Source organism: Polaribacter litoreus (assembly GCF_054584775.1).
In genome coordinates, this window is the sequence record NZ_JBTLRD010000006.1 from 1 (window position 1) to 23,743 (window position 23,743).

Sequence of the window (23,743 nt, forward strand, 5' to 3'; positions counted from 1 at the left end):
AATTTCGTGGTGCTCTCAAATTGAATTATTGAATCTATTTGGGTTTTTGAATATTTGCGAGTATTCTCACTAATCGCTTCTGATTGTTCTTTACTAATTCCGTTTTCTGCTGTTTTAGCATGCAATGCATAAGGCACACTCAATATTTGGCTTGTAGCTATTATTTTATAATCATTTCCTCCTTCAGGATCTATTTCAGTTTTTATATAATAGCTACCATTACTCCAATCTATTTCACTAAAAACTCCTTGAATAACTGAACCTGTTCCTATTTCTAAACTCACTAACCCATTACTATTAGTTGTAGGTGTTTGCGTTTCAACATAAACAGCATCAGTCCCTTGCAAAATACTAATTTGCATACCTACTTGTTGAGTTACAAGTAATACATTATTTGCATCTCTTAACACAGCTTGGTAGCTCATTTTTTCTGGAGTTTGAGCAAAAGTGTTAATGCAGGAGATTATAAAGAGAATTAGTACTAATAGATTTTTTTTCATAACTTTTTATTTTTTAATAATTTCTACTGATTTTAATAATTGTTTACCATTTGTGACTTTTAAGAAATAAACTCCATTTGAAATATCTTGTATTTCAATATTCGTATTTCTTTTAACAATTCGTCCTGTTTTTATTTGTTTTCCTTGAATATCAAAAAGTGTGTACTCAAGTTTATTATTAAGTGTATCTGTTGTACTAACAACAAAATAATCTGAAGTTGGATTTGGATACGTTAATAGAGTGAAGTTTTTTGGTGAAAAATCTGAGTTACTCAATACCTGAAATTCAAATGCTTGTTGAACTCCTTGAGCCATGAAGCCATTATCATTATTGCTTGTAGTGTAAACTAATTGACCAACTGTAAAGGTTAAAGAGCCTGTATCACTTTTGATGTTTCCGCCAGAAGATGCATATGTTGCTTGGGAGTAAGTTAAAGGTGATGTACATAACAATACACCCAAAAGGATAGTTTTTTTCATAACAATTTTTATTAAAAACTTTTTCAGTGACAAATGTATAAAACAAATAATTGTTTCAACCTTTGTTTTTATAGTTTATGATACTTTAACAAATTTCTTAAGACATTAATCATATTCTCTTAGTTTTCGATTCTTTTTAATTAAATGATTTTAAAATATTTAGCGATTAATTTATTATACAATGGAATATCTAGTTCTGTAGGTAGGTTTTTAAGTGAATAAATTAACTACTAATTTAATATTTAGTTTTATTAAAAATTTTTATTTAAGACTGTTTTATAAAAAAGTCATTATTGTAATTTATGCTAATTAATCATTGAAATGATCTTAATAAAACGCTCTATTTTCTTCCTAAAACCATTTTGAGCATTAAAAATTTGATTTATAGCTCAAAATATGATTAAATTTGAGCGATAAAAAATAATTATATCGCTCATGACACATAAAATCTGGAATTGGTTACTCAAAAATTGGCCTCATTTTTCTTATAACAAGAATGTTTTAGAAAAATTAGAGCTTCTATTTTCTCAAAATACTGGAACTGTGTTTGGAGCTATCAAACATATTGAAAGTACTTCAAAAGATGATTTATTAGTTGATATTTTAAGTACCGAGGCCTTAAAAACTTCTGAGATTGAAGGAGAAATCCTGAATAGAAATAGCGTACAGTCCTCAATCAAAAAAAATCTTGGATTAAGTGTTGAAAATAGAAAGATTCCACCTGCGGAATTTGGGATATCAGAAATGATGGTAGATTTATATCTAAATTTTGATAAACTTTTATCACATAATCAACTTTTTGAATGGCATAAAATGCTAACCAATGGTAGAAGAGATTTAACAGATATTGGAAAATACAGAACTCATGAATCTCCTATGCAAGTAGTTTCTGGAAGATTAGATAAACCAATGGTTCATTTTGAAGCTCCACCATCTGAAACAATGAAAACAGAAATGGAGCAATTTATTACTTGGTTTAATGAAATACATCAACCCAATAATAATTCTACACTACCACTTGTAAAAGCAGGATTAACGCATTTATATTTTGTGTGTATTCATCCTTTTGAAGATGGAAATGGAAGAATAGCAAGAGCGTTAGCGAAAAAATCTATAGCTCTCAGTACAGGGCAACCTACTTTAATTTCTTTGTCTCATACTATTGAAGCCAACAGAAAACAATATTACCAAGCTTTGGAAAACAATAATACTACACTTGAAGTTACGGATTGGCTCAATTATTTTGGAAACACAATTATAGAAGCTCAACAAGACACTTTAAAACGTATTGATTTTATTATTGAAAAAACGAAGTTTTTTGAGCGTTATAAAGCCCAATTAAATGAAAGGCAAAACAGAGTTGTTCTTCGTCTTTTTGAAGCAGGATATACAGGATTTACAGGTGGACTAAGTGCAAAAAATTATATAAAAATTGCCAAAACATCCGAATCTACTGCCACAAGGGATTTAAAAGATTTAACTGACAAAAAAATATTTATTAAAACTGGTAAACTGAAAAGTACAAGATATCAATTAAATATTAAAACTAATTAATCTTTGATAATAGTACCTTAAAAAATGATGGTTTTACATTTTTTTATCTTAACTAACATAATCGTATTCGTATAGAATTACAAATATTTTATTTTTAGTAAAAGGTTAAAAAACTGTTGATTCATTTTAAATTGATTGAAGTTATAATAAAGTTTTATTTGTTTTTAATTTAATTGATTAACAAACACATATTTTTATGTAGTGCATGATGTAAAATATAAAAAATTCGGTAATTTAACTATAAATTTTCTATTGATACACCAAAAACAATAGTGTATCAACTTTTAGATTCAGTCACCTTTTGATTTAAATTTATGTTTAAAATATTTTGGGGGATTTTATAATGAAGGAGAATTACTATGCGTGTAAAACCTTACGGAAATCCGTAAGGTTTTTCTTATAAAGTATAATTTGATATTATTAAAATTAAGTATCATCAAAAACAATAATAAAGTACAAAAATACTTTACAATCTAAAATCAAATCTACAATTACAAACTATTAATTTTTATGATTTGTATGCATAATCACTGCTATAACAATACGTTAAATGTTAAAACAGGGAATTTAATGCCTAATAAATTTGGATTATTGTTTACTTTTTTTTAGATTTGATGTATGACTTTCAAATTCCCCCATTATGAAAACAAATTTCACAAAACAATTCGTTATTTTACTTACATGTGCAGCTGGTTTATACTTTACTGGTAAAAACTTGATTGAAATATCTAGTATTAGAACTTTAACAGACGCTGCAAATGTAATGGTCTTTTTTACATGCTTTTTTCCGTTTTTAATTACAGCACTGGTACTTATTAGAAAAAGTCTTAGATTTTTGATAAAATTTTCTGCGAATTAATCTTTATGATTTCAAAATAAGTGCTTCGTTAGCAGAATATTTTTAAAAAAGTTTTAAGTAGTATTACTAGAATAGTATTTATTCTTTTTAGTATTGCATTTTTTTAATATCATATATGCTTCACGAAACTACCTGTTTATTCGTGTAAACTTTTTGTCTTGTCATCGTAATTATACATCATCAATTTATATCTAATAAATTGATGATGTAATCAACAAACCTAAAACGTTGAGTATGAAATTAGCAAAAAAAATCATAATACTTAGTATCGCTTTATTGGCCGTTTTTTCATTTGCCAAGTTTAACAAGTTTAAAAAAAATAAAAACTTAACATCAAACGTAAATTTAGAAAAGGTAGATGTTATTGCACTACTTTCTCAGTTAGAATCGGGGTGCAGACCTCCAAATAAAGTAATGTTTTATGTTGATACAGAGATTATCAAAAAGCATCGTGGTTTTTCTGAAATTAGTGCTAGAATCTACATTATAGATCGAATTTCTGGAGCATCTAATGAATTAAGCAGTACGCATATTTTATTGCCTTATTATAAAGATGCAGTGATCGTAAACCACGAAAAAATTACAAATGGTAATTTAATAACAATTCAAAATGGTGATAAAATAATTGTCGACGGTAAAAAAGAGGCTTATTCTTTTAATGAATTAATAAGTTTTAAAACCATTTATAATAGCTACCTAAGGTCTTCAAATAAATTATTACATTTTAAAAAAGTTTAGTTTTTAGTTAATTGTTTGATTCAGTTCAAAAGCTCTGAGGTTTTACCTTGGGGCTTTTTTTAGACCTTACTGCATAAAAAAAATATTAGAATTCTTGATTTAAGAACACAATTGTACTTGTATACTCATAAAAAAATGCTGTCAACTTGTTTTCATTTTGAACCTCAGTTGGCATCAACTTAGAAATAATTCGTAATTGATTTATATTTACACCAAATAATTGAATTATATCGATACAAAGTATATCAATTACAAAGCCTAATGACGAATGGCTGAAAACACAAGTAAATGAAAAAGAATATTCAAGCAGAAGCGAATTGGTAAATGACTTAATTAAACAAGCAAGAAAACAACACGTCGAAATTGATTGGGTTCGAACTAAGTTGGAAAAAGCTGAAAATAGCGGATTTACAAGCAATTCAAAAAATGAAATTTTAGCTCAATCAAAAGATTTACTGCATTCTTTGAATCATTCTTTAAATATTTTGAAATTATTTCCCAAAGGCCTTTTTCAGTCGAATCGGTTGATCATATAAAAAAAGACTACAGAAGATGTGTTTGTGGAATAAATAGTATTTACTATAAAATAATAATGACGTTGTTGAAATAATGGCAATTGTAGGAAGACAAGATTTAAACGACTTACTGTAATTATAAATAATAAAAACTGTTGCCAACATAACATATAATTTACTGCTAACCTACTTATAAAAATCCTCACGGACTTTCTATTCAGTTTTTATTTGCTCAATTTTGCGCTTAAAACACGCAACAAACTATATCAAAAACCATATTCCTAGTAAATTTACAAATACATTTCACGGTATTTTAATTGACTGAACTTCTGTTTTTAAAGAAACCAAATTCATAAATAAACAATAACTAAATACTTACTTCACGTACTTATAACTATAATTTCTATTTTTTTTGATGACGACTGTATTTCTAAAGTTTTGTTAACGGTAAGTAGATACATTTTTATATTTTTTAGATGATATGTTGCAGTAAAATAAGGTAAATACCATGCGTCAGTTTTAATTATAAGGTATTTTTATAATCTAAATTTTACCTATGAAAATATTTTTCGCTCTATTGCTTTGCTTCTTTTCTACGCTTCTTTTGGGGCAAGAAAAACATAATTTATCAAACTTAATTCAACAAAAACTAGATAGTTTTTCATCAAGTAACTATCAGGAAAAAGTGTTTATTCATACTGATAAAAATGATTATCAAACAGGAGATATCATTTGGTTTACTGCATATATGTTAAATGCCTCTTCACATAAAAAATCAAACAAAAGTTTTGTACTGTATGCAGAGTTAATCAACAGTAAAGACAGTATTCTTTACAAGCATAAATTGTATATGAAAGATATTTCTACGCCTAGTGATTTTACAATCCCAAAAAAAGTAAAACCGGGCAAATATACCATTAGAGCTTATACCAATTATATGCTAAACGATGGTCATGACAGCTTTTTTACTAAAAAAATAAATATTTGGAGTAAAACTCTTGATGAAGACGCTATTTCTATACCAACTACTATTAATGCTTTTGATCCAGATTTACATTTTTTCCCAGAAGGTGGCTATCTAATTCATAACATAAAATCTATGGTAGCTATAAAACTTAAAAATCCAGTTTTTGATACTCTACCCATAAAAGTAAAAATAATAGATAATTTAAAAAGAAATATCACTTCTATTACCACCAATAAATTTGGTTTGGGTAAATTTTTTATTACACCAGAAATAAATAAAACTTACAAAGCAATCGTAAATTTTGACGGCAAAGAATACAGCTATCAACTGCCTATAACTCTAGAATTAGGCGAAAGTTTAGCTGCAATTCAAACTAACAAAGACCTTTTTGTTACCTTAAAATCAAACAAAAAAAATGGATTACAAGGGGCAACTGTTGCTATTCATCAAAGAGGAAATGCCATCTATACCAAAACTATTGTTGAAAACACCAAAACTAAAACTTTAAAATTACCTCTAACGTCTATACCTAGTGGAGTTGTTCATATAACACTTTTCAATTCAAATCATAAACCAACTGCAGAGAGATTAGTTTATATAAACAATACAGAAAATAATATTAACGTGTCTATTAAAAAACCAAAAGCTTATTATGTAAATAAGCGTAAAGTAGATTTACAAATACAAATAAACGATAAAACAAATCAAGATTTAAAAAGTGTTTTTTCGTTAACTGTTAAAGATTTAAGAGATGAAGATGATCAACTTAAAGAAAACATAAAAACTTGGTTGCTCTTAAATTCAGATATCAAAGGAAAAATTAAAAACCCAAACTATTTTTTTAAAGACAATACCGACAGAAAAAGAAAATATTTGTTAGATTTAGTAATGATGACCCATGGTTGGCGTCGTTTTAAATGGCAAAATTTGCTTCAAAAATCATCATTTAAAAAAGAATATGATGTAGAAAAGGGGTTTATAATTTCTGGTAGAACCTATGATATGCGTAAAAACAATAGTCCTATACCAGCACAAACAAGACTTACATTTTTGGGGAAAACTATAGAACAAGAACCCACAAGAAAAGCAAATAAATTAGGGGAGTTTAGTTATGGTCCTTTTGTATATTTCGACTCATTGCCTGCTGTTATAGAAGCTCGTAAAACAAGCTTTAAATCAAAAAGAAACCGAGAAAGAAAAGTTTTAATTATTAGAAATAATAAAAAACCAAGTCCGAAAATTTATAAAGATACGCTCAAACATTACAGTGATACACAAGCTACAAAAGAACTAGAAGCCTACAAAAAGTTTTTAAGCAATTTCGAAGATCTTTTTAGACAAAGTGATTATGTTTTAGATGAAGTAACCATAAAAGGTGAACTAAAAGACGATTTCGAAAAACGAAAAGATGCAATGAGCAAAAGAACCTCATATGGTGATGCGTTTAATAGGTACGATATCGAAAATCAACCTGCTACTAGAGCAACAGCATTAGATCTTTTTTATACTGTTCCTCGTATAAATGTAATTCGAGATTCGTTGTATGTTAAAAATGTACCTAATAATATACCTTTAATTTTATATGATGAAATGCCTATTGATGTGCTAGATCTACAAAATATAGACGCAGGCGAAGTTTCTTTTATAGATGTTTTGATAGGTGAAGAGGCTTCTATGTTTACCAGTGGTGGGGCAGTTATTTCCATGTATTCTAAATTAGGAAATGGAAGTGGCCTAAACAGTACTATATACCGTAAACCTGGAATCATCGACTTTAAAGCTGTTGGCTTTTATACGGGTAAAGAGTATTATCCTTCAGATCCTAATGATTTGGAAATGCAATTTAAATCAGACCAAAGAACGACTTTGCATTGGGAACCTAAAATAGAAAAAAACAGTAAAGCTCCTATAGAAGTATCATTTTATACTTCTGATTACGATAGTAAGTATGTTATTGAAATTCAAGGAATTACTAGAATCGGAAAACCTTTTTACAAAACCGACTTTATTACGGTCGAGTAACTTTTATATCTAATTTTTCATTAAATATAAGATTTTGAGTTTTATAAAAGAAATCCATAAAAACAACATATTACATGTTCTTTTAACACTTTACATGGTTAATAAATAGAAATTCAATTTACTTATTGCCAAATAATAGGTTTGGATAATAATACTTACAATTTTTTACAGTTTTTACCAATGCTTTGTACCCATATTATTTTTCTACGTATTCATGAAAATCACTACCAATAGGTGAACCATCAGGAATTTTTGGAGCCGCTATTTTTTTAAACGAAGTCAGATTTTTTAGATAACCATCTATCATTTTTACTAATGCAGCATCATAAATTTTCTGAATTCCTGAAGCATTTTTATTTTTTAAATACGTTTTTATTTCATCTAACTTGTATAAAACAATGGCATTTACCTGTTTGTACTGATTTTTATAAGCACCTAAATAAAATAATTGCTCTAAAACTTTAGTATTAATTACGTTTTGCAATTCTTGATGATAAGTATCTTTGTGTGTTTTTTTGATGGATACATCAGTTAAATCATCAATTAATTCATCTAATCCCAGTTGATTTTTATCCAAACTTTTATGCGCTATTAATCGAGACATTCTTTGCGGATTTAATAGCAAATTCAAAGTCATATCAGAAGCAGTTTCTACAGCAGAAAAAGCATCAAAAGCAACACCTAACTTACTTTTAAAAGATTCTCTAGATCTGTAATAACCTATTGCTCTTGGTGGAAATAAATCTAATTTTTCTTTAGGAATCGCAATTTCATCCACAGAAATCGTTTTTAAAATGGCATTTAAAGCCTTTCTTTCTACATCACCAGAAACTCTTTTTACCACTGTTTGGTTACCCCCTTTAACAGCATAACTATAGTCTAAACCTCCAATTAATTTGGTGGTTGCTTCTGTTTGAAAACGATGTAAAAAGTACAAAGGCACAAACACATCTTCTAAAACAGAATAAGGCTGACCTGATTTTATATTATCTGTAGAAAAATTAGAAATTGCTGTTTTTCTCACTTTTAGAAGATTGTTTAATTCGTCGTAAATATTAGCTCCATTATCCCATAAATGAGCTGTTGCACTTGCACTTCCTTGAGGTCTTGCATCAGAATCTGATAAATATTTTAAACCTTTTGCATAAGCATCTCTTAAAATTTTATCTAGTGCTTCACTTTCATTGGTGCCTTTAGGAAAATCTTCATACGAATAAGCAACAGTAACTTTATCCCAAGCACCAATTTTATCATCATAAGCATTAGAAAAATCTATTTTACCGTTTTTTAAAGTAAACTTCGGATGTGGATAATCCATCACAGAAGTTCTACCATTGGTACTAGCCGCAAAATTATGACTAAAGCCAAGAGTATGACCTATTTCGTGTGCAGACAATTGTCTTATTCTAGCAATTGCCATTTGCATTGCAAAATCATCATCAGCCGTTTTATTTTTAAAAGGAGCTTGTAAAGCTTGCGCAATTAAATAATCTTGACGAATACGTAAACTTCCCAAACTTACATGTCCTTTAATAATTTCTCCAGTTCTTGGATCAGAGATGTTAGAACCATAACTCCAACCTCTTGTAGATCTGTGTACCCATTGCACAACATTATAACGTACATCTAACATATCTGCGCCTTCTGGTAACATTTTAAACTGAAAAGCATTTTTATAACCTGCAGCTTCAAAAGCTTGATTCCACCAACGACCACCATCTAACAGTGCAGATCTTACTGGTTCTGGAGTACCTCTATCTAAATAATAAATTATAGGTTCTACTGGTTCAGAAATTGCGGCTTCTGGATTCTTTTTTTCTAAACGATGTCTGTAAATAAAGCGCTTTGTAATCGATTCGTTTACAGGGGTAGAATAATCTAAATAACTCATTTGCCAAGAACCTGAACGTGGATCATATTTTCTTGGTTTGTATTTATTGTCTGGCAATTCTACAAAAGAATGATGCTGATTTACAGTTACAGCACTCGCATCTGGTACAACACTTCTAATATTTCTTCCTTTTGGAGTTCCTTTAAAAGTTAATAGAATATCGAACTCAACATTTTTAGGAAACGCTTTAGTTCTTTCTAAATTAAAAGCACTTCTGCTTTTGTCTAAACTGTAATTCCCTTCTTTGCTTCTTGCCAATCTTGCAGCAACTCCATGAGCATCTCTCATAAAAAAAGAAGTTGCATCTACTAAATACGTATCATTTTTAGTTTCTTTAACTACAAATCCGTGTAAAACTGATTTTGCAAAAGCTTCTCTTACTGAGTTTTTTTCTTCTTTATTATCTGTAATGGCTCTAAAATCTAAATTTGGTTGTACCATTAAAATTTTATTACCCGCTTTTTTAAAATGAACGACTACTCCACCTCCTAATTGTCCTCTATCTAATCCAATATCATTAGAACCTAAACCTTCAGAAAGCGAACGCACATAGAGAAATTCTTGATTTAACTTATCTATTTGTAAAAAGATTTTATCCTGATTTTCATCATAATAAAAAGTAAAATAGCCCTCGTACTTTGTAATTCCTTTTTTAAGATTTTTACCAGATTTCTCTGTAAAAAATTGCGAAAATCCGTTAAAATAAAGCGATAAGAAAAGTAATAGAAGTAGTGATTTTTTCATTGTAAAATTAATTTTTATAAATCTATAAAATAAGTATTAGCTTTAAAAACCTAAAATCTTAAAATTTCATTTATTTTTGTTTTTCGAATTTATACAAGCTACACTGTATAAAAATTAGCTACTTTTTACTCATTATTTTTATTGATGATGTACGTAGCAAAACAAAATTTATGATTACACAAGACCAACTTAAAGATATTGCAACAAGAATTGAGAAATTAAAATCTTATTTAGAGATTGATAAAAAACTCATAGAAATAACGAATGAAGAAGAAAAAACAGCAAATCCAGATTTTTGGAACGACCCAAAAGCTGCAGAAGTTGTTATGAAAGAATTGCGTTTTAAAAAGAAATGGGTAGAAGATTACAACAAAGCCATTACTTTAAATGAAGACGTAAATGTTCTTTATGAATTTTATAAAGAAGGTGAAGTTGAAGAAAGTGAAGTAATTGAACAATTTGAAAAAGTAAGCAATTTTTTAGAAGATATTGAATTTAAAAATATGCTTTCTGATGAAGGCGATTCTTTATCTGCAGTAATACAAATTACGGCTGGCGCAGGTGGAACAGAATCTTGTGATTGGGCAGAAATGCTATTTAGAATGTACACAATGTGGTCTGAAAAACAAGGCTTTAAATTAAAAACACTCAATTACCAAGCAGGAGATGCAGCAGGAATAAAAACAGTTACTGTAGAAGTTACTGGCGATTATGCTTTTGGTTGGCTAAAAGGCGAAAATGGTGTACACAGATTAGTGCGTATTTCTCCTTTCGATTCTAATGCAAAACGTCATACCAGTTTTGCTTCTGTTTATGTATATCCTGTTGCTGATGATTCTATTGAAATTGATATAAATCCAGCAGATATAGAAATTACAACTGCAAGATCTAGTGGTGCTGGAGGTCAAAATGTAAATAAAGTTGAAACTAAAGTTCAGTTAACACATAAACCATCAGGAATTCAGATTTCTTGTTCTAATTCACGTTCGCAACACGATAATAGAGCAACTGCAATGCAAATGTTAAAGTCGCAATTGTACGAAATTGAATTGCAAAAACAACAAGCTGCCAGAGATGATATTGAAGCCAATAAAATGAAAAATGAATGGGGAAGCCAAATTAGAAATTATGTAATGCATCCTTATAAATTAGTAAAAGATGTAAGAACTGCGCACGAAACTGGTAATGTAGATGCTGTAATGGATGGCAATATCAATTCCTTTTTAAAAGCTTATTTAATGCTAAATGGGCAGAAAGCCAGTAATCAGTAATCAGTATTCAGTAATCAGTATTCAGTAATCAGTATTCAGTATTCAGTAATCAGTATTCAGTATTCAGTAATCAGTATTCAGTAATCAGTATTCAAAATTAAAAACTTTGAAACATTGAACCTTAAACCTTAAAAATTTAAAAACATGATAAAAATATACCACAATCCAAGATGTAGAAAATCTAGAGATGGATTACAATTATTAGAAAACTCAGGTAAAGAATTCGAGATTATTAAATATTTAGAAACTGTACCAAGTGAAGCTGAGTTAACAGAAATCATCAATTTATTAGGGATTACTCCTATTCAATTGGTTCGTAAAACCGAGAAAATCTGGAAAGAAAATTATAAAGGCAAAGAATTGTCTGATGTAGCAATTATAAAAGCTATGGTAGAAAATCCAAAATTAATAGAACGCCCTATAATTATCAATAAAAACAAGGCTGTTATAGGCAGGCCTACAGAAACGATATCATCCATAATTTAAAGCTTAACTATTATTAAAAGTTGTTTAACTTTTTTTTAACTAATTTAAACTAAACTTAAATAGAACTTTGCAGTCTAAATAAAAAAACCAACTAGTCTTGATTAAAAAAATTATTCTGTTTAGCTGTTTATTAACATCAGCAATTCTATTTTCACAAAAAAAAACAAATTCTAACGAAGTTTCTATAACTGGTAAAGTTGTAGATTCAAACTCTAATCAACCTTTAGAGTATGCAACTATAGTTTTAAAAGATGTTGCTACGAAAAAGATTTCTGGTGGTATTACAGACGTTGATGGTAATTTTAATATCAAAACACCAAAGGGTACTTACGAAATAAGCATTGAGTTTATTTCTTTTGAGTCTAAAAAATTTCCAAAAAAGGTAATTAATTCCAACTTAAATTTAGGCACCATAAAATTATCCGAAGACACAAGTTCGTTAGAAGAGGTGGTTATCATCGCAGAAAAAACCACTGTAGATATTCGTTTAGATAAAAAAGTGTTTAATATTGGTAAAGATTTATCAATTCGTGGAGGAAATGCAAGTGATGTTTTAGGTAATGTACCTTCTGTTCAAGTTGATGTTGAAGGTGCTGTAAGTTTAAGAGGTAATGAGAATGTTACCATTTTAATTGATGGTAGACCAAGTGCTTTAGTAGGTTTAAATGGTGCTGAAGCGTTACGACAAATACCTGCTGAGGCTATAGAAAAAGTAGAGGTGATTACCTCTCCTTCTGCCAGATATGATGCTGAAGGTACAGCAGGAATTCTAAATATCATTTTAAGAAAAAACAAATTAACAGGCTTTAATGGTTCTTTACAGTTAGACTTAGGTGTTCCTGCAAGAGTTGGTGCAGCTTTTAATGCAAATTGGAGAACTAAAAAATGGAATCTTTTTACAAATACTGGTTTTAGATATAATGAAACTCCAGGAAATTCTTTCTACGATTCTCAGTTTTTATCAGCAACCGCTCAAAATGCACAAGTTACTGAACGAAGAAATTTTGATAGATTAGGAAGGTCTATTTTTACAAGTTTCGGTGCTGAGTATTTTTTAACTAAAAACTCTAGCATTATTGCAAATATTGTTTTTAATGGTGGTAATGATGATGATGTAAATAGCAATAATATTGAAAGGTTTGATACTGTTGGCAACATTAATGAAGCTACTTTTAGAACTGAAGGTGAAGGCGAAGATGAAGAAAGAATTCAATACACCTTAGATTATGTTAATAATTTTGATGATAAAGGAAAAAAATTAACCATCAATCTACAATATTCTACAGAAATAGAAGACATTTTAAATAGTATTACAGAAATAGATACACAAACAGATATTTTAAACGATTTAGAAAGAGTTTTAGAAGATCAAAACGAAAATCGTGCTTTATTACAAATTGACTATGTACATCCTGTTGGAGAAAACATTCAATACGAAGCGGGTTATAGAGGTAATTACAGAGATATTTTTAATAGTTTTTACTTAGAAGAAAGACTTGTTTTTCCTGATGGCCCTTTAGTTCCAGATACTGGGTTAAATAACTCCTTTAACTATGAAGAGTTTGTAAACGCAGCCTATTTTCAATATGGTCAAAAATTTAATAAATTTAATTTATTGATGGGGTTACGTTTTGAGCATACATCTGTAGAAATAGATCAAGAAGTTTTAAATGATGCCGCAAAAAGAAATTACAGCAATTTATTTCCAACGTTAAACTTAGGTTATGAATTTAGAGATGGAGAAAACATCACGTTAGGCTATAATAGAAGAATTAGAAGACCAAGAGGTAGAAGTTTAAACCCTTTTCCTAGTAGATCTAGTGAAGCAAATATTTATACGGGTAATGTAGATTTAAATCCGGTAATTACAGATGCCTTAGATTTTGGATATCTAAAACGTTGGGAGAAGTTTACGTTAAGTTCATCAATTTATTATAATATTAGTAATGATAACTGGGAAAGAATTCAAGAAGATACAGGTGAAATTACAGATAATGGCGATCCTATTACTAGAAGGTTTCCTATCAACTTATCAACAGAAGAAAGAGTTGGTTTAGAGTTTACCTTAAATTATAGACCATTTAAAATTTGGAATATCAATAGCGACTTTAATTTGTACAGAGTTACTAGTGATGGAGATTATACAAACCCAACCACTAACGTATCACAAAGTTTCGATTTTGTAAATACCTCTTACTTTATAAGATTAAATCAAAAAATCACTTTACCTGGTAAAACAGATGTTCAAATTAACTCTAATTACAGAGGTCCATCAGAAAACGCACAAACTAAAAGTCAAGGTGTATTTAGTGTAAATCTTGCTGCAAGTAAAGATATCTTCAACGAAAAAGCATCTATAAGTTTAAATTATAGCGATGTTTTTAATAGTAGAATAAGCAGAAGAACTACTAACATTCCTGGTTTTTTAGACCAATACTCAGAATTTCAATGGAGAGAGCCACAATTTAGAGTAAGTTTGGTATATCGTTTTAATCAAAAGAAAAAAGAGCAAAGAGGAAACAGAGATAATGATGGTGGTGGAGAAGAGTTTGAAGGATAATTTTTTGGGCGTTCGAGCGGGCTTTACATTGCAATCTTTTGCTCATGCTTCACAAAAGGATTTCCATTTCAATCCCTAACGCAAATTTTAAAATCATAAAAAAACTCGTAAAGCAATAGCATTACGAGTTTTTTAATATATTTTAAAAAGGAAAATTATTTACCTTCTGCAGCTTTTTTAGCTTCTTTCTTTAACTTTAAGTTTTCCAAAATTGTACCACCAATCCAGTAAGGTACTACAAATGTTAATAAAAAAATTAACAACCAAAAGCCAGCTGTAAAAATAAACATAAATAAAACTAATCCTGAAAATTGTGAAAAATCTAACATTTGTGTGCTTTGAAAATTATTTATCACAAAAATAATATTTATTTTTAAAAATTCATATCAAAAAAACTTTTTTTTAGCTTTTAAAAATGATATTTATCAACTTTATCTGCTAATTGTTTTTTGTAAATTTGTTACATCTAAAATTTATAGTTAAAATGACAAAATATAGAGTAGAAAAAGATACCATGGGTAAAGTAAATGTGCCTGCAGATAAATATTGGGGAGCACAAACTGAACGTTCTAGAAATAACTTTAAAATTGGTCCTGCTGCATCAATGCCTTTAGAGGTTGTTTATGGTTTTGCATATCTTAAAAAAGCGGCAGCTTATACAAATACAGAACTTGGTGTTTTATCCTCAGAAAAAAGAGATTTAATTGCTCAGGTTTGTGATGAAATTTTAGAAGGTAAACACGATGATCAATTTCCGTTAGTAATTTGGCAAACGGGTTCTGGTACACAATCTAACATGAATGTGAACGAAGTTATTGCAAACAGAGCTCATGAAATTGCTGGTAAAGTTATTGGTGAAGGTGATAAAACCATTCAACCCAATGACGATGTAAACAAGTCGCAATCTTCTAACGATACTTTTCCAACAGGAATGCACATTGCTGCTTATAAAAAAATTGTAGAAACTACAATTCCTGGAATTACGCAACTTAGAGATACTTTACAAGCAAAATCAGAAGCTTTTAAAGATGTTGTAAAAATTGGTAGAACGCATTTAATGGATGCTACTCCTTTAACATTAGGTCAAGAATTTTCTGGTTATGTAGCGCAATTAAACTTCGGTTTAAAAGCATTAAATAATACATTAGAACATTTATCTCAACTAGCTTTAGGAGGTACAGCTGTTGGTACAGGTTTAAATACACCCGCTGGTTATGATGTTTTAGTTGCTAAATATATTGCTGAATTTACAGGAATGCCTTTTATAACAGCAGAAAATAAATTCGAAGCTTTAGCTGCACACGATGCTTTAGTAGAAACACATGGAGCTTTAAAGCAAGTTGCGGTTTCTTTAAATAAAATTGCCAACGATATTCGTTTAATGGCTTCAGGACCAAGATCTGGAATTGGAGAAATTATAATACCTGCAAACGAGCCAGGTTCTTCTATTATGCCAGGTAAAGTAAACCCAACACAATGCGAAGCTATGACAATGGTTTGTGCACAAGTTATGGGTAATGATGTTGCTGTAACTGTAGGTGGAACTCAAGGACATTATGAGCTAAACGTTTTTAAACCAATGATGGCAGCAAATGTGTTGCAATCGGCTCAATTAATTGGTGATGCTTGTGTTTCTTTTGATGTAAATTGTGCTGCTGGTATAGAACCAAATCACTCAAGAATTACAGAATTAGTAAACAATTCTTTAATGTTGGTTACAGCATTAAATACTAAAATAGGATACTATAAAGCTGCAGAAATTGCAAACACAGCTCACGCAAATGGAACAACTTTAAAAGAGGAAGCTGTTAATTTAGGATATGTTACTCCAGAAGAATATGACGAATGGGTAAAGCCCGAAAAAATGACAGGTAGTTTAAAATAATTGATATTTAGATAAAAGAAAGGTAATAACTGTAAAATGAAGCTGTCTTAAAAGTATTAAAATTTGTCATTTCGACTGTAATAGAGAAATCTTATTTATTGATAATTATTAAATACATAGATTTTTCGGCTTCGCTCAAAATGACATCCAAAGCTACTTTTCAGACAGTCTCATTTTAATATATAGTAAATTTAATATCTAAAAACCCAATGTGTAAACAAGTATTTTCCTGTACTTATTTTTGGTTTTATATAAACATAATGTAAATACAAAATTTTTCTAAAATAAAAACAAATGCAGAGTATATCAGATACAAAAAAACTTAAGTTTTTGGAGGATCTTCTCTAAAAGAAGATGGTAAAATATCTGGTATTAACTTTATTAAAAGTGGCAATAACAATGCACCACCTGGTAATAAAAAAACAGCTAAAGCTGGTATAGATTTACAAATATCTAACAATTGTTCTTTTACTTTTTCTTTCTCTTCTTCAGATAATTTTGAGTGTGTAGACTTGCGTATCAATTGCATTGCCTCTTTGCTTTGAGACAGTTCTTGAAATAATCTTAATTTATTTCTTTGCAATAATTCTTTTATCTCATCTACCGTTTTCATTACAATTTTCTACGTTTTCGCTCTGTTTTTAGCAAATTTAATTCTCTACTAGTTTGCCCAGCCACAGAGGTATTTTCTTCTGCTCTTCGAATTAAATACGGCATCACATCTCTTACAGGTCCAAAAGGTAAGTATTTTGCTACATTATATCCTTTATCTGCTAAATTATAACTAATATGATCACTCATTCCAAATAGTTGGCCAAACCATAATCGCTTATCATTTTCTTTAATGTTATATTTTTTTGCCAATTTCATCAATAAATAAGAACTCTCTTCATTATGTGTACCTGCAAAAATGGCCGTTTTTTTATGCTGCATCATATAATTTAAAGCTGTGTTATAATTATCATCTGTAGCCTTTTTATCTTTACAAATTGGAGAAGGGTATCCTTTTTCTTTTGCTCGCTCTCTTTCCTTTTCCATATAAGCACCTCTAACTACTTTCATTCCTATATAAAAATCTTTTTGTTGGGCTTTTTTATGCAACGCTTTTAAATAATCCATACGATCGTGCCTGTACATTTGTAAAGTATTAAACACAATAGCTTTTTCTTTATTGTAGGTTTCCATCAATTCTTCAATCAATTCATCTGCTGCATTTTGCATCCAGCTTTCTTCTGCATCAATTAAAAGAGGTACATCTTTTTGATGTGCAACCTTACACACTTTATGAAAACGAGCAACCACTCTACCCCACTCTTCTTGCTCATCTCTATTTAGTTTTTTTCCTTCAGATAATTTTTGATACAGTGCAAATCTGCCAAAACCTGTAGGTTTAAAAACTGCATATGGTATAGATTTTCGTTCTTCACAAAAGTTAATAATGCGTAGTATCTTTTCTAAGGCACCGTCAAAACTTACTTCTTGATCTTTACCTTCTACAGAATAATCTAACACGCTATGTACATTTCCATTCATATACATATTATCTATAATTGGTAAACAATCATCTTCTGTAACTCCTCCACAAAAATGATCGAAAACGGTACTACGAATTAAACCTTCTACAGGTAAATGTACTTTTAAGGCTAAGTTTGTAACAGCACCTCCTATTTTTACTAAAGGCTCAATTTGTATCAACCTAAACAAAAAATAAGCTCTTTCTAATTGCGAATCTGATTTTAACGCAAAGGCCACTTCAGTATTATCAAAAAGTTTCATACTACAACGTTTTAGTAAATACAAATATACCATTAGAATAGCAATTATTATAGAATTTGTTTTTAATTTGCACAATCAATAATAATACAAATGAAAACCATTCAAGCAGTTTCTTATCCTGTTCATTTTCAAAAAGAAAGCTATAGCGTGCTATCTAATTTAATCGATAAAAATAATTACTCAACTATCTTTATTTTGGTTGATGAAAATACCTTAGCGCATTGTTACCCTAAATTTATTCCGCATTTAACAACCGAGAAAAGAATAGAACTCATTGAGATTGAATCTGGAGAAATCAATAAAAATCTAGAAACCTGTATTGGCGTTTGGAATGCCATTACAGCATTAGGTGGAGATCGTAAAAGCTTACTAATTACTTTAGGTGGTGGTGTTATTACAGATTTGGGAGGTTTTGTAGCCTCTTGCTTTAAACGCGGCATAGACTTTGTAAACATACCTACTACTCTACTATCTATGGTTGATGCTTCTGTTGGTGGAAAAACGGGTGTAGATTTAGGCGTTTTAAAAAACCAAATTGGTTTGTTTGCAAATCCTGAAATGGTAATTGTTGATGCCGATTATTTAGTAACTGTTGCCCCTAGAGAAATAAAATCGGGTACTGCAGAAATTATTAAATATGGTTTAACTTATGATATCCATCTTTTTAATCAAATAAAAGACAATAAAAATTTAGAGATTAGCAACTTAATTTTTAGATCTGTTGAAATTAAAAATGAGGTAGTTTTACAAGATCCTAAAGAAAAGAACTTGCGCAAAATTTTAAATTTTGGACATACTTTGGGGCATGCAATCGAATCTTTTTACTTAGAATCTGAAGATAAAGAAAACCTTACACATGGTGAAGCTATAGCTATTGGTATGGTTTGTGAATGTTATATGTCATCAAAATTATTAGGTTTTCCAAAAGAAAATGTTGATGAGGTTAAAAACTTAGTCCTATCTATTTATGATAAAACCAACCTACTACAAGAAGATTTTTCATTAATCTTAGATTTATTAAAACACGACAAGAAAAATGTTAACGGGCAAGTGAATTTTGTGCTATTAAATGACTATGAAGATTTTAAGTTAGACTGTAAAGTGCCTTTAGAATTGGTTACTGAAAGTATGGAGTATTATAATCAGTAATTTATAAATCTTTAAGAACAATCAACTAAAATTATTTGAATATAAGAGGCTATCTGAAAAATAGATTTCCATGTAATTTTGATTAATGCTATACGTATTAAATTATCAGTATATAAGATTTCTCGATTACAATTAAAATGACAAGTTTTAACACTTTTCTGACAGCCTCTTAACCAAACTTTATGATTAGTTGCTTCTTAATATTTTGTGCAATACATAAGAGTGTTAAAGAATTATTGCTTTATAAATTTTTCATTTCGTATTCCATTATTTGTAAGCACCTTAGCTAAATAAATACCTTTTGCTAATGATTGTAGGTTTATACTATTACTAGTTGAGTATAAAATTTTCTTACCTAGTAAATTATATATTTCTACACTTTTAAATTCTAAATTATTAAATACGGAGATTGATATGGTTGATGTTGCAGGATTTGGATGTAATGATATATCTTTTGAATTTTCTACAGTAGGTGGCTGAGGACTAAAATATGGTATCCCAAAATTATAAGCTTCAACCCCAACTTTTTCTCCAATAAATCTACCAGGAAGATCATCTGCTGGTGGATGAATACCTCCCCAAATTCTTGATAAACTTGTTTGATCTGAAGCATCTCTATAAGTTGCCCATTGCAAAACTACATCCACTGAAGGGCCTTTTTCAAAAACCAAAAATTCATCTTTTTTGGCCACAAACTCGCCTATACCACCAGGAAAAAATTCATCTCCTGTAATAAGTGTCATGACTTCTGCTGCAGCTCTAGAAAATGTAGAATGACCAGATACATAACCTGCAAAAGGAGGTGTTACAAACGATGGCCTTTGATAAGGCCACCAGTTTTCAGCTAAAATCCAACCTACACCAGCTACATCTGTTTCAGAATTTGAAATAAAGTCGTGACCTTTCCAAGAATACAATTTTATCTTTCCTACATTTTGGTTATTTATGCCACTTAAGGCGTCACCAACTTCTACTGTTTCAATAAAACCTTCAATTAATGGAATGCCTCCAATATGATAATTGTCTAAATCAGGATTTGTACTTTGCCCCAATTCGCACATATATCTAATTGCAGAAATAGGTCGTATATAATCATACCACCCCTTTATACCCCATGCAGAAATGGCAGCATCATGCATAGCACCCGCTAAAATAAAATAGGCTTTTACATCCCATTCTAACGAACTTAATATTGCTCCTTGTCCATTAAACTTTTTTTCTAATTTAGGATGATCACTTACATAATTTAAAATAGTAAACCAATGACCTGGAGGTGTTTCAGAATCTGGACCATCTGCCCAAAACTCTGCAAGCACTCTTCCATAATCTCCTCTAGGAACCATTTGCACATCATAAGGCTGACCTGTTGATGGGTTTACAGAATGCCCTTTACTAATATCACCTCCTTCAATTAAATTATAAAAATCAGGAAAATCTGAAAACGATTTTGGCATGTTCTGTATATCAATATTTCCAATGGTATTTGGTGAAATATCTAATACAACACCATCTGAAGGATCTAAGTGAGAGCCCCAAACTGAAACCAATGAAAAGTTCCATTTATACTCGTCGTTTGCTGTGGTTTTATTTGTGATATCTAACTCTGGTGGCTGTCCAGGATTATGATAAACACGATATGCTTCTCCATTTCTTTCAAATAATTCACTATCAGATTCTGATAATGCAAAAGGAAGTACATTGCCCCATTCTGCACCTAAAAAACTTGGCACAGATCCTGTAAATAAATTTCCACTTTGATCTATAAAAGTGTTAAACGATAAAGGTTGCCAACGATTAGGATTTGACAATCCTGTGGGCTGCCCAAATACACTTAAATTTAGTGCTGAATTTACGGGTTCATAAAAAGAGTTTTCATAATCATTACCCTCATTAGAACCATCATTTTTACCATATTCAATAAGCTTTTGGCCAATATAATTTCCTAATGCAGCTGCATCTCCAGTTTCATAATCAACTGAAGTAAAAGATGTATCAAACCCTAACTGATCCATGATTAAACTAAAACGTTCTAAACTTTTTTCGGCTCCAGGAGAATTTTTAAAACGATGCATTAAAAGTCGATAAACGGCATAACTCATTGCTTTTTTTTGAGAAACATCTTCTGTTTCTAAAGGTGTAAATTCCTTTAAATTACTTGTAAAGCCATGTACAGTATTTCCTATAAAATATGGCCTTGCAGTATTGTTGTAAATAGCCCAACTATCAAATAAAGCTACTGAGGTATGGAATAAATTACGTGCATGCACAGTTGGCCTTGCAAAATCTTTACGAATAGCTTCTAAAAGGGCTTCGTTCCAAATTCTTGCTATTGAAACATTTTCTGAGACATTATTTATATGGAGTGCTACATTAAGACTTGAAATATCACTAATACAATTTTCGTTAAAAACTTGCGCTCTGACAACTCCTAAAGGTTCTAAACCCCAGGTTACAGATATTGAATTAGTACCCTGACCTTCAACAATATGACCACCTTCTACTGTCCATATAATTTGATTATTTTCTAAAAGATTATAGTTGTAAGTATCTGTATTATTAAAACCAGATTCAGTTACACCTGTAATTTCTGTAGCCAACAAATACTCACAACTGCCATCATCTCTTGTTGCTAATGGATTATAATTACACGATTTTGGGTCTGTACAGCCATAAATATAGTTGGCTGGTTGTACAGTAAGAACCTCTAAATCCTTACCCTCTATAGCCTTGAAATACTCGTTTATTTCAAGGTTTTGATAAGTTTCAGTAAGACCTAAAGGCCACTTAATGGTTAGTTTTTTTATTATTGTTGCGTCTGCTAAACCAAAATGAACAGCTTGTAAACTTTGTGATAAAAAACCAATACCAGTATAATAGCGATGAAAAGTACCTTTGTCTGTTTCAACTGAAATTGTGGTTCCAATTGCATCTCTATTAGACACTGTACCTTGTAAAGATAATTTAAACCAACTGAAATTATTTGCTTGATTAGGCTCAATAGTTTGGTTACTGTAAAAATAGGAAGCCCTATCAAGGTTAGATACAAATAAATCTAAATCGCCATCATTATCAAAATCAAAAGAACAAGCACTATACCCTTTTGAAACATCATTTAATTGTATTTCTGATGAAATATCTTGAAAGGTATCTTGACCTTCATTTTGTAAGTTTTTAAAGTAAAAATTATTTTCTGGTCCACTTAATTCAAATCCGTTAACAATAAACAAATCTTCATCTCCATCTAAATCAAAATCAGCAAAAATATTATCCCAAGCCCAACCTGTTTCTTTTACATTTTTATCTTGAGCTACATCTGTAAAGGTGTTATTTCCATTATTTTTAAGCAATACATTTTCATTGATATTGGTGATAAAAAAATCGAAATTTCCATCATTATTATAATCGTTTATAGCAATACCCATGTCATCTTTTGCATGGTCTAAACCATAACTTGCAGCATCTTCAAAACTATCTATTCCATTTACATTGATTAATAGTTCATTAGGTTCATCTAGATCATTAGATATATAAATATCTAACCAACCATCTTTATTAAAATCGTATGGAAAAGCTAAAAAGGAAGGCCTATTTTTTTTGGAACTTGCAAATTTTAGTGATTCGTTTTTAAAAGTTCCATCACCATTATTGATGTAAAAACTATTGTAATCGCATTCACCCCAATCAGAAATATAAATATCAAGAAATCCATCATTATTAACATCGAACCAAGTGGCACTTGTATTTAGACAATTATTGGTGCTTTTTATACCTGCTTCTGTAGTTTGTTCTGTAAAAGTACCATCTCCATTATTATGAAAGAGTTGCACTTTATATTGATGTGTAAAAAATAAATCAGGGAAGCCATCATTATCATAATCACCCCATGAAGCCCCATATTTTACACCTTCTAAGGCAGGATTTGATGGTGTATAACTTATAGAAGGAAATAAATTTGATATGCCCGACTCTCTAGTTACATCTGTAAATGACCCATTGTTATTATTTTTAAACAGTTTACTATGTGTTTTTTCATCGCCATTTACATCTTTTCTTGCTCCGACAACAAAAATATCTAAATCTAAATCTCCATCATAATCAGCTACTGCTATACCATTATTTTGTTCTAAAACACCTAAACCTGCTAAATCTTGAATTTGCTGAAAAGTTTGAGTGTGTAAAGTGTTAGTGAAAAGTATAAAGAAAACAAATAAAAAAAGGATATATTTCATAATAACTCAACTAAATTTAAATATCATCCAAATGCTTAGTCATTGATAAACTGATTTATTTTAAAAACGATTTAAGATTATGGTTGTCTGCTAATTAATGTGTAGTTCTAAAACACT

Annotated in this window: 15 protein-coding genes and 1 pseudogene; 9 read left to right on the plus strand and 7 right to left on the minus strand. The window is 29.9% G+C overall.

The genetic code is table 11. The features are described 5' to 3' along the window. Both ACW9UN_RS06385 and ACW9UN_RS06390 read right to left on the minus strand, forming a co-directional pair. The coding region (locus ACW9UN_RS06385; RefSeq protein WP_518525016.1) for a DUF8740 domain-containing protein at positions 1-500 on the minus strand (500 nt) is incomplete at its 3' end. Between the two features lie 6 nt (positions 501-506). Beyond that, on the minus strand, positions 507-980 hold the full coding sequence (locus tag ACW9UN_RS06390) for a T9SS type A sorting domain-containing protein (protein ID WP_459484966.1): 474 nt from the start codon (positions 978-980) through the stop codon (positions 507-509). A 435-nt stretch (positions 981-1,415) separates the two neighbouring features. On the opposite strand from ACW9UN_RS06390, the gene ACW9UN_RS06395 reads away from it, so the two are divergent. The 4 genes and pseudogenes from ACW9UN_RS06395 (at position 1,416) to ACW9UN_RS06410 (ending at position 7,635) form a co-directional block, all read left to right on the plus strand. Further along, positions 1,416-2,534 (plus strand): Fic family protein, encoded by a 1,119-nt coding sequence (locus ACW9UN_RS06395; RefSeq protein ID WP_459484968.1) that lies wholly within the window; start codon positions 1,416-1,418, stop codon positions 2,532-2,534. 1,093 nt (positions 2,535-3,627) lie between these two features. After that, positions 3,628-4,131, plus strand: a complete 504-nt coding sequence (locus tag ACW9UN_RS06400; protein WP_459484969.1) for a hypothetical protein — start codon at positions 3,628-3,630, stop codon at positions 4,129-4,131. Between the two features lie 227 nt (positions 4,132-4,358). Then, positions 4,359-4,592: pseudogene (locus tag ACW9UN_RS06405) on the plus strand (ribbon-helix-helix domain-containing protein); the annotation flags it as partial. A 610-nt stretch (positions 4,593-5,202) separates the two neighbouring features. Then, positions 5,203-7,635 carry a hypothetical protein gene (locus tag ACW9UN_RS06410; RefSeq protein ID WP_459484971.1) on the plus strand — a complete coding sequence of 811 codons (2,433 nt, stop codon included), beginning with the start codon at positions 5,203-5,205 and terminating at the stop codon, positions 7,633-7,635. Positions 7,636-7,831: 196 nt separating this feature from the next. Here ACW9UN_RS06410 and ACW9UN_RS06415 read toward each other — a convergent pair whose 3' ends face one another. After that, positions 7,832-10,270, minus strand: coding sequence for a zinc-dependent metalloprotease (locus tag ACW9UN_RS06415; RefSeq protein WP_459484974.1), 2,439 nt, complete (start codon positions 10,268-10,270; stop codon positions 7,832-7,834). A gap of 170 nt (positions 10,271-10,440) precedes the next feature. On the opposite strand from ACW9UN_RS06415, the gene prfB reads away from it, so the two are divergent. From prfB to ACW9UN_RS06430, 3 genes are all read left to right on the plus strand, one after another. Continuing rightward, entirely contained in the window at positions 10,441-11,541 is a 1,101-nt protein-coding gene (gene prfB, locus ACW9UN_RS06420; protein ID WP_459484976.1) for a peptide chain release factor 2, read from the plus strand. 144 nt (positions 11,542-11,685) lie between these two features. Further along, positions 11,686-12,027 carry an arsenate reductase (glutaredoxin) gene (gene arsC / locus ACW9UN_RS06425; protein WP_459484978.1) on the plus strand — a complete coding sequence of 114 codons (342 nt, stop codon included), beginning with the start codon at positions 11,686-11,688 and terminating at the stop codon, positions 12,025-12,027. A 97-nt stretch (positions 12,028-12,124) separates the two neighbouring features. Further along, on the plus strand, positions 12,125-14,587 hold the full coding sequence (locus tag ACW9UN_RS06430) for a TonB-dependent receptor (RefSeq protein WP_459484980.1): 2,463 nt from the start codon (positions 12,125-12,127) through the stop codon (positions 14,585-14,587). Positions 14,588-14,742: 155 nt separating this feature from the next. On the opposite strand, the gene ACW9UN_RS06435 is transcribed toward ACW9UN_RS06430, so the two are convergent. Then, positions 14,743-14,916, minus strand: coding sequence for a hypothetical protein (locus tag ACW9UN_RS06435; RefSeq protein WP_459484982.1), 174 nt, complete (start codon positions 14,914-14,916; stop codon positions 14,743-14,745). A gap of 155 nt (positions 14,917-15,071) precedes the next feature. Here ACW9UN_RS06435 and fumC point away from each other — a divergent pair, with 155 nt between their 5' ends. Beyond that, positions 15,072-16,472: a class II fumarate hydratase gene (gene fumC / locus ACW9UN_RS06440; protein ID WP_459484985.1), complete on the plus strand. Its 1,401-nt coding sequence runs from the start codon at positions 15,072-15,074 to the stop codon at positions 16,470-16,472. 322 nt (positions 16,473-16,794) lie between these two features. Here fumC and ACW9UN_RS06445 read toward each other — a convergent pair whose 3' ends face one another. Together ACW9UN_RS06445 and ACW9UN_RS06450 are read right to left on the minus strand one after the other, a co-directional pair. Next, positions 16,795-17,085: an LETM1 domain-containing protein gene (locus ACW9UN_RS06445; RefSeq protein WP_459484987.1), complete on the minus strand. Its 291-nt coding sequence runs from the start codon at positions 17,083-17,085 to the stop codon at positions 16,795-16,797. Then, positions 17,085-18,248 carry a proline dehydrogenase family protein gene (locus tag ACW9UN_RS06450; RefSeq protein WP_459484990.1) on the minus strand — a complete coding sequence of 388 codons (1,164 nt, stop codon included), beginning with the start codon at positions 18,246-18,248 and terminating at the stop codon, positions 17,085-17,087. The genes ACW9UN_RS06445 and ACW9UN_RS06450 overlap by 1 nt, the downstream gene beginning before the upstream one ends. A 90-nt stretch (positions 18,249-18,338) precedes the next feature. Here ACW9UN_RS06450 and aroB point away from each other — a divergent pair, with 90 nt between their 5' ends. Then, the gene (gene aroB, locus ACW9UN_RS06455; protein WP_459484992.1) at positions 18,339-19,397 is read left to right on the plus strand and encodes a 3-dehydroquinate synthase; all 1,059 of its coding nucleotides are present in this window, start codon (positions 18,339-18,341) and stop codon (positions 19,395-19,397) included. Between the two features lie 233 nt (positions 19,398-19,630). On the opposite strand, the gene ACW9UN_RS06460 is transcribed toward aroB, so the two are convergent. Beyond that, complete coding sequence (locus ACW9UN_RS06460) at positions 19,631-23,626, minus strand: FG-GAP-like repeat-containing protein (protein ID WP_459484994.1); 3,996 nt, start codon at positions 23,624-23,626, stop codon at positions 19,631-19,633. Positions 23,627-23,743 lie beyond the last annotated feature (117 nt).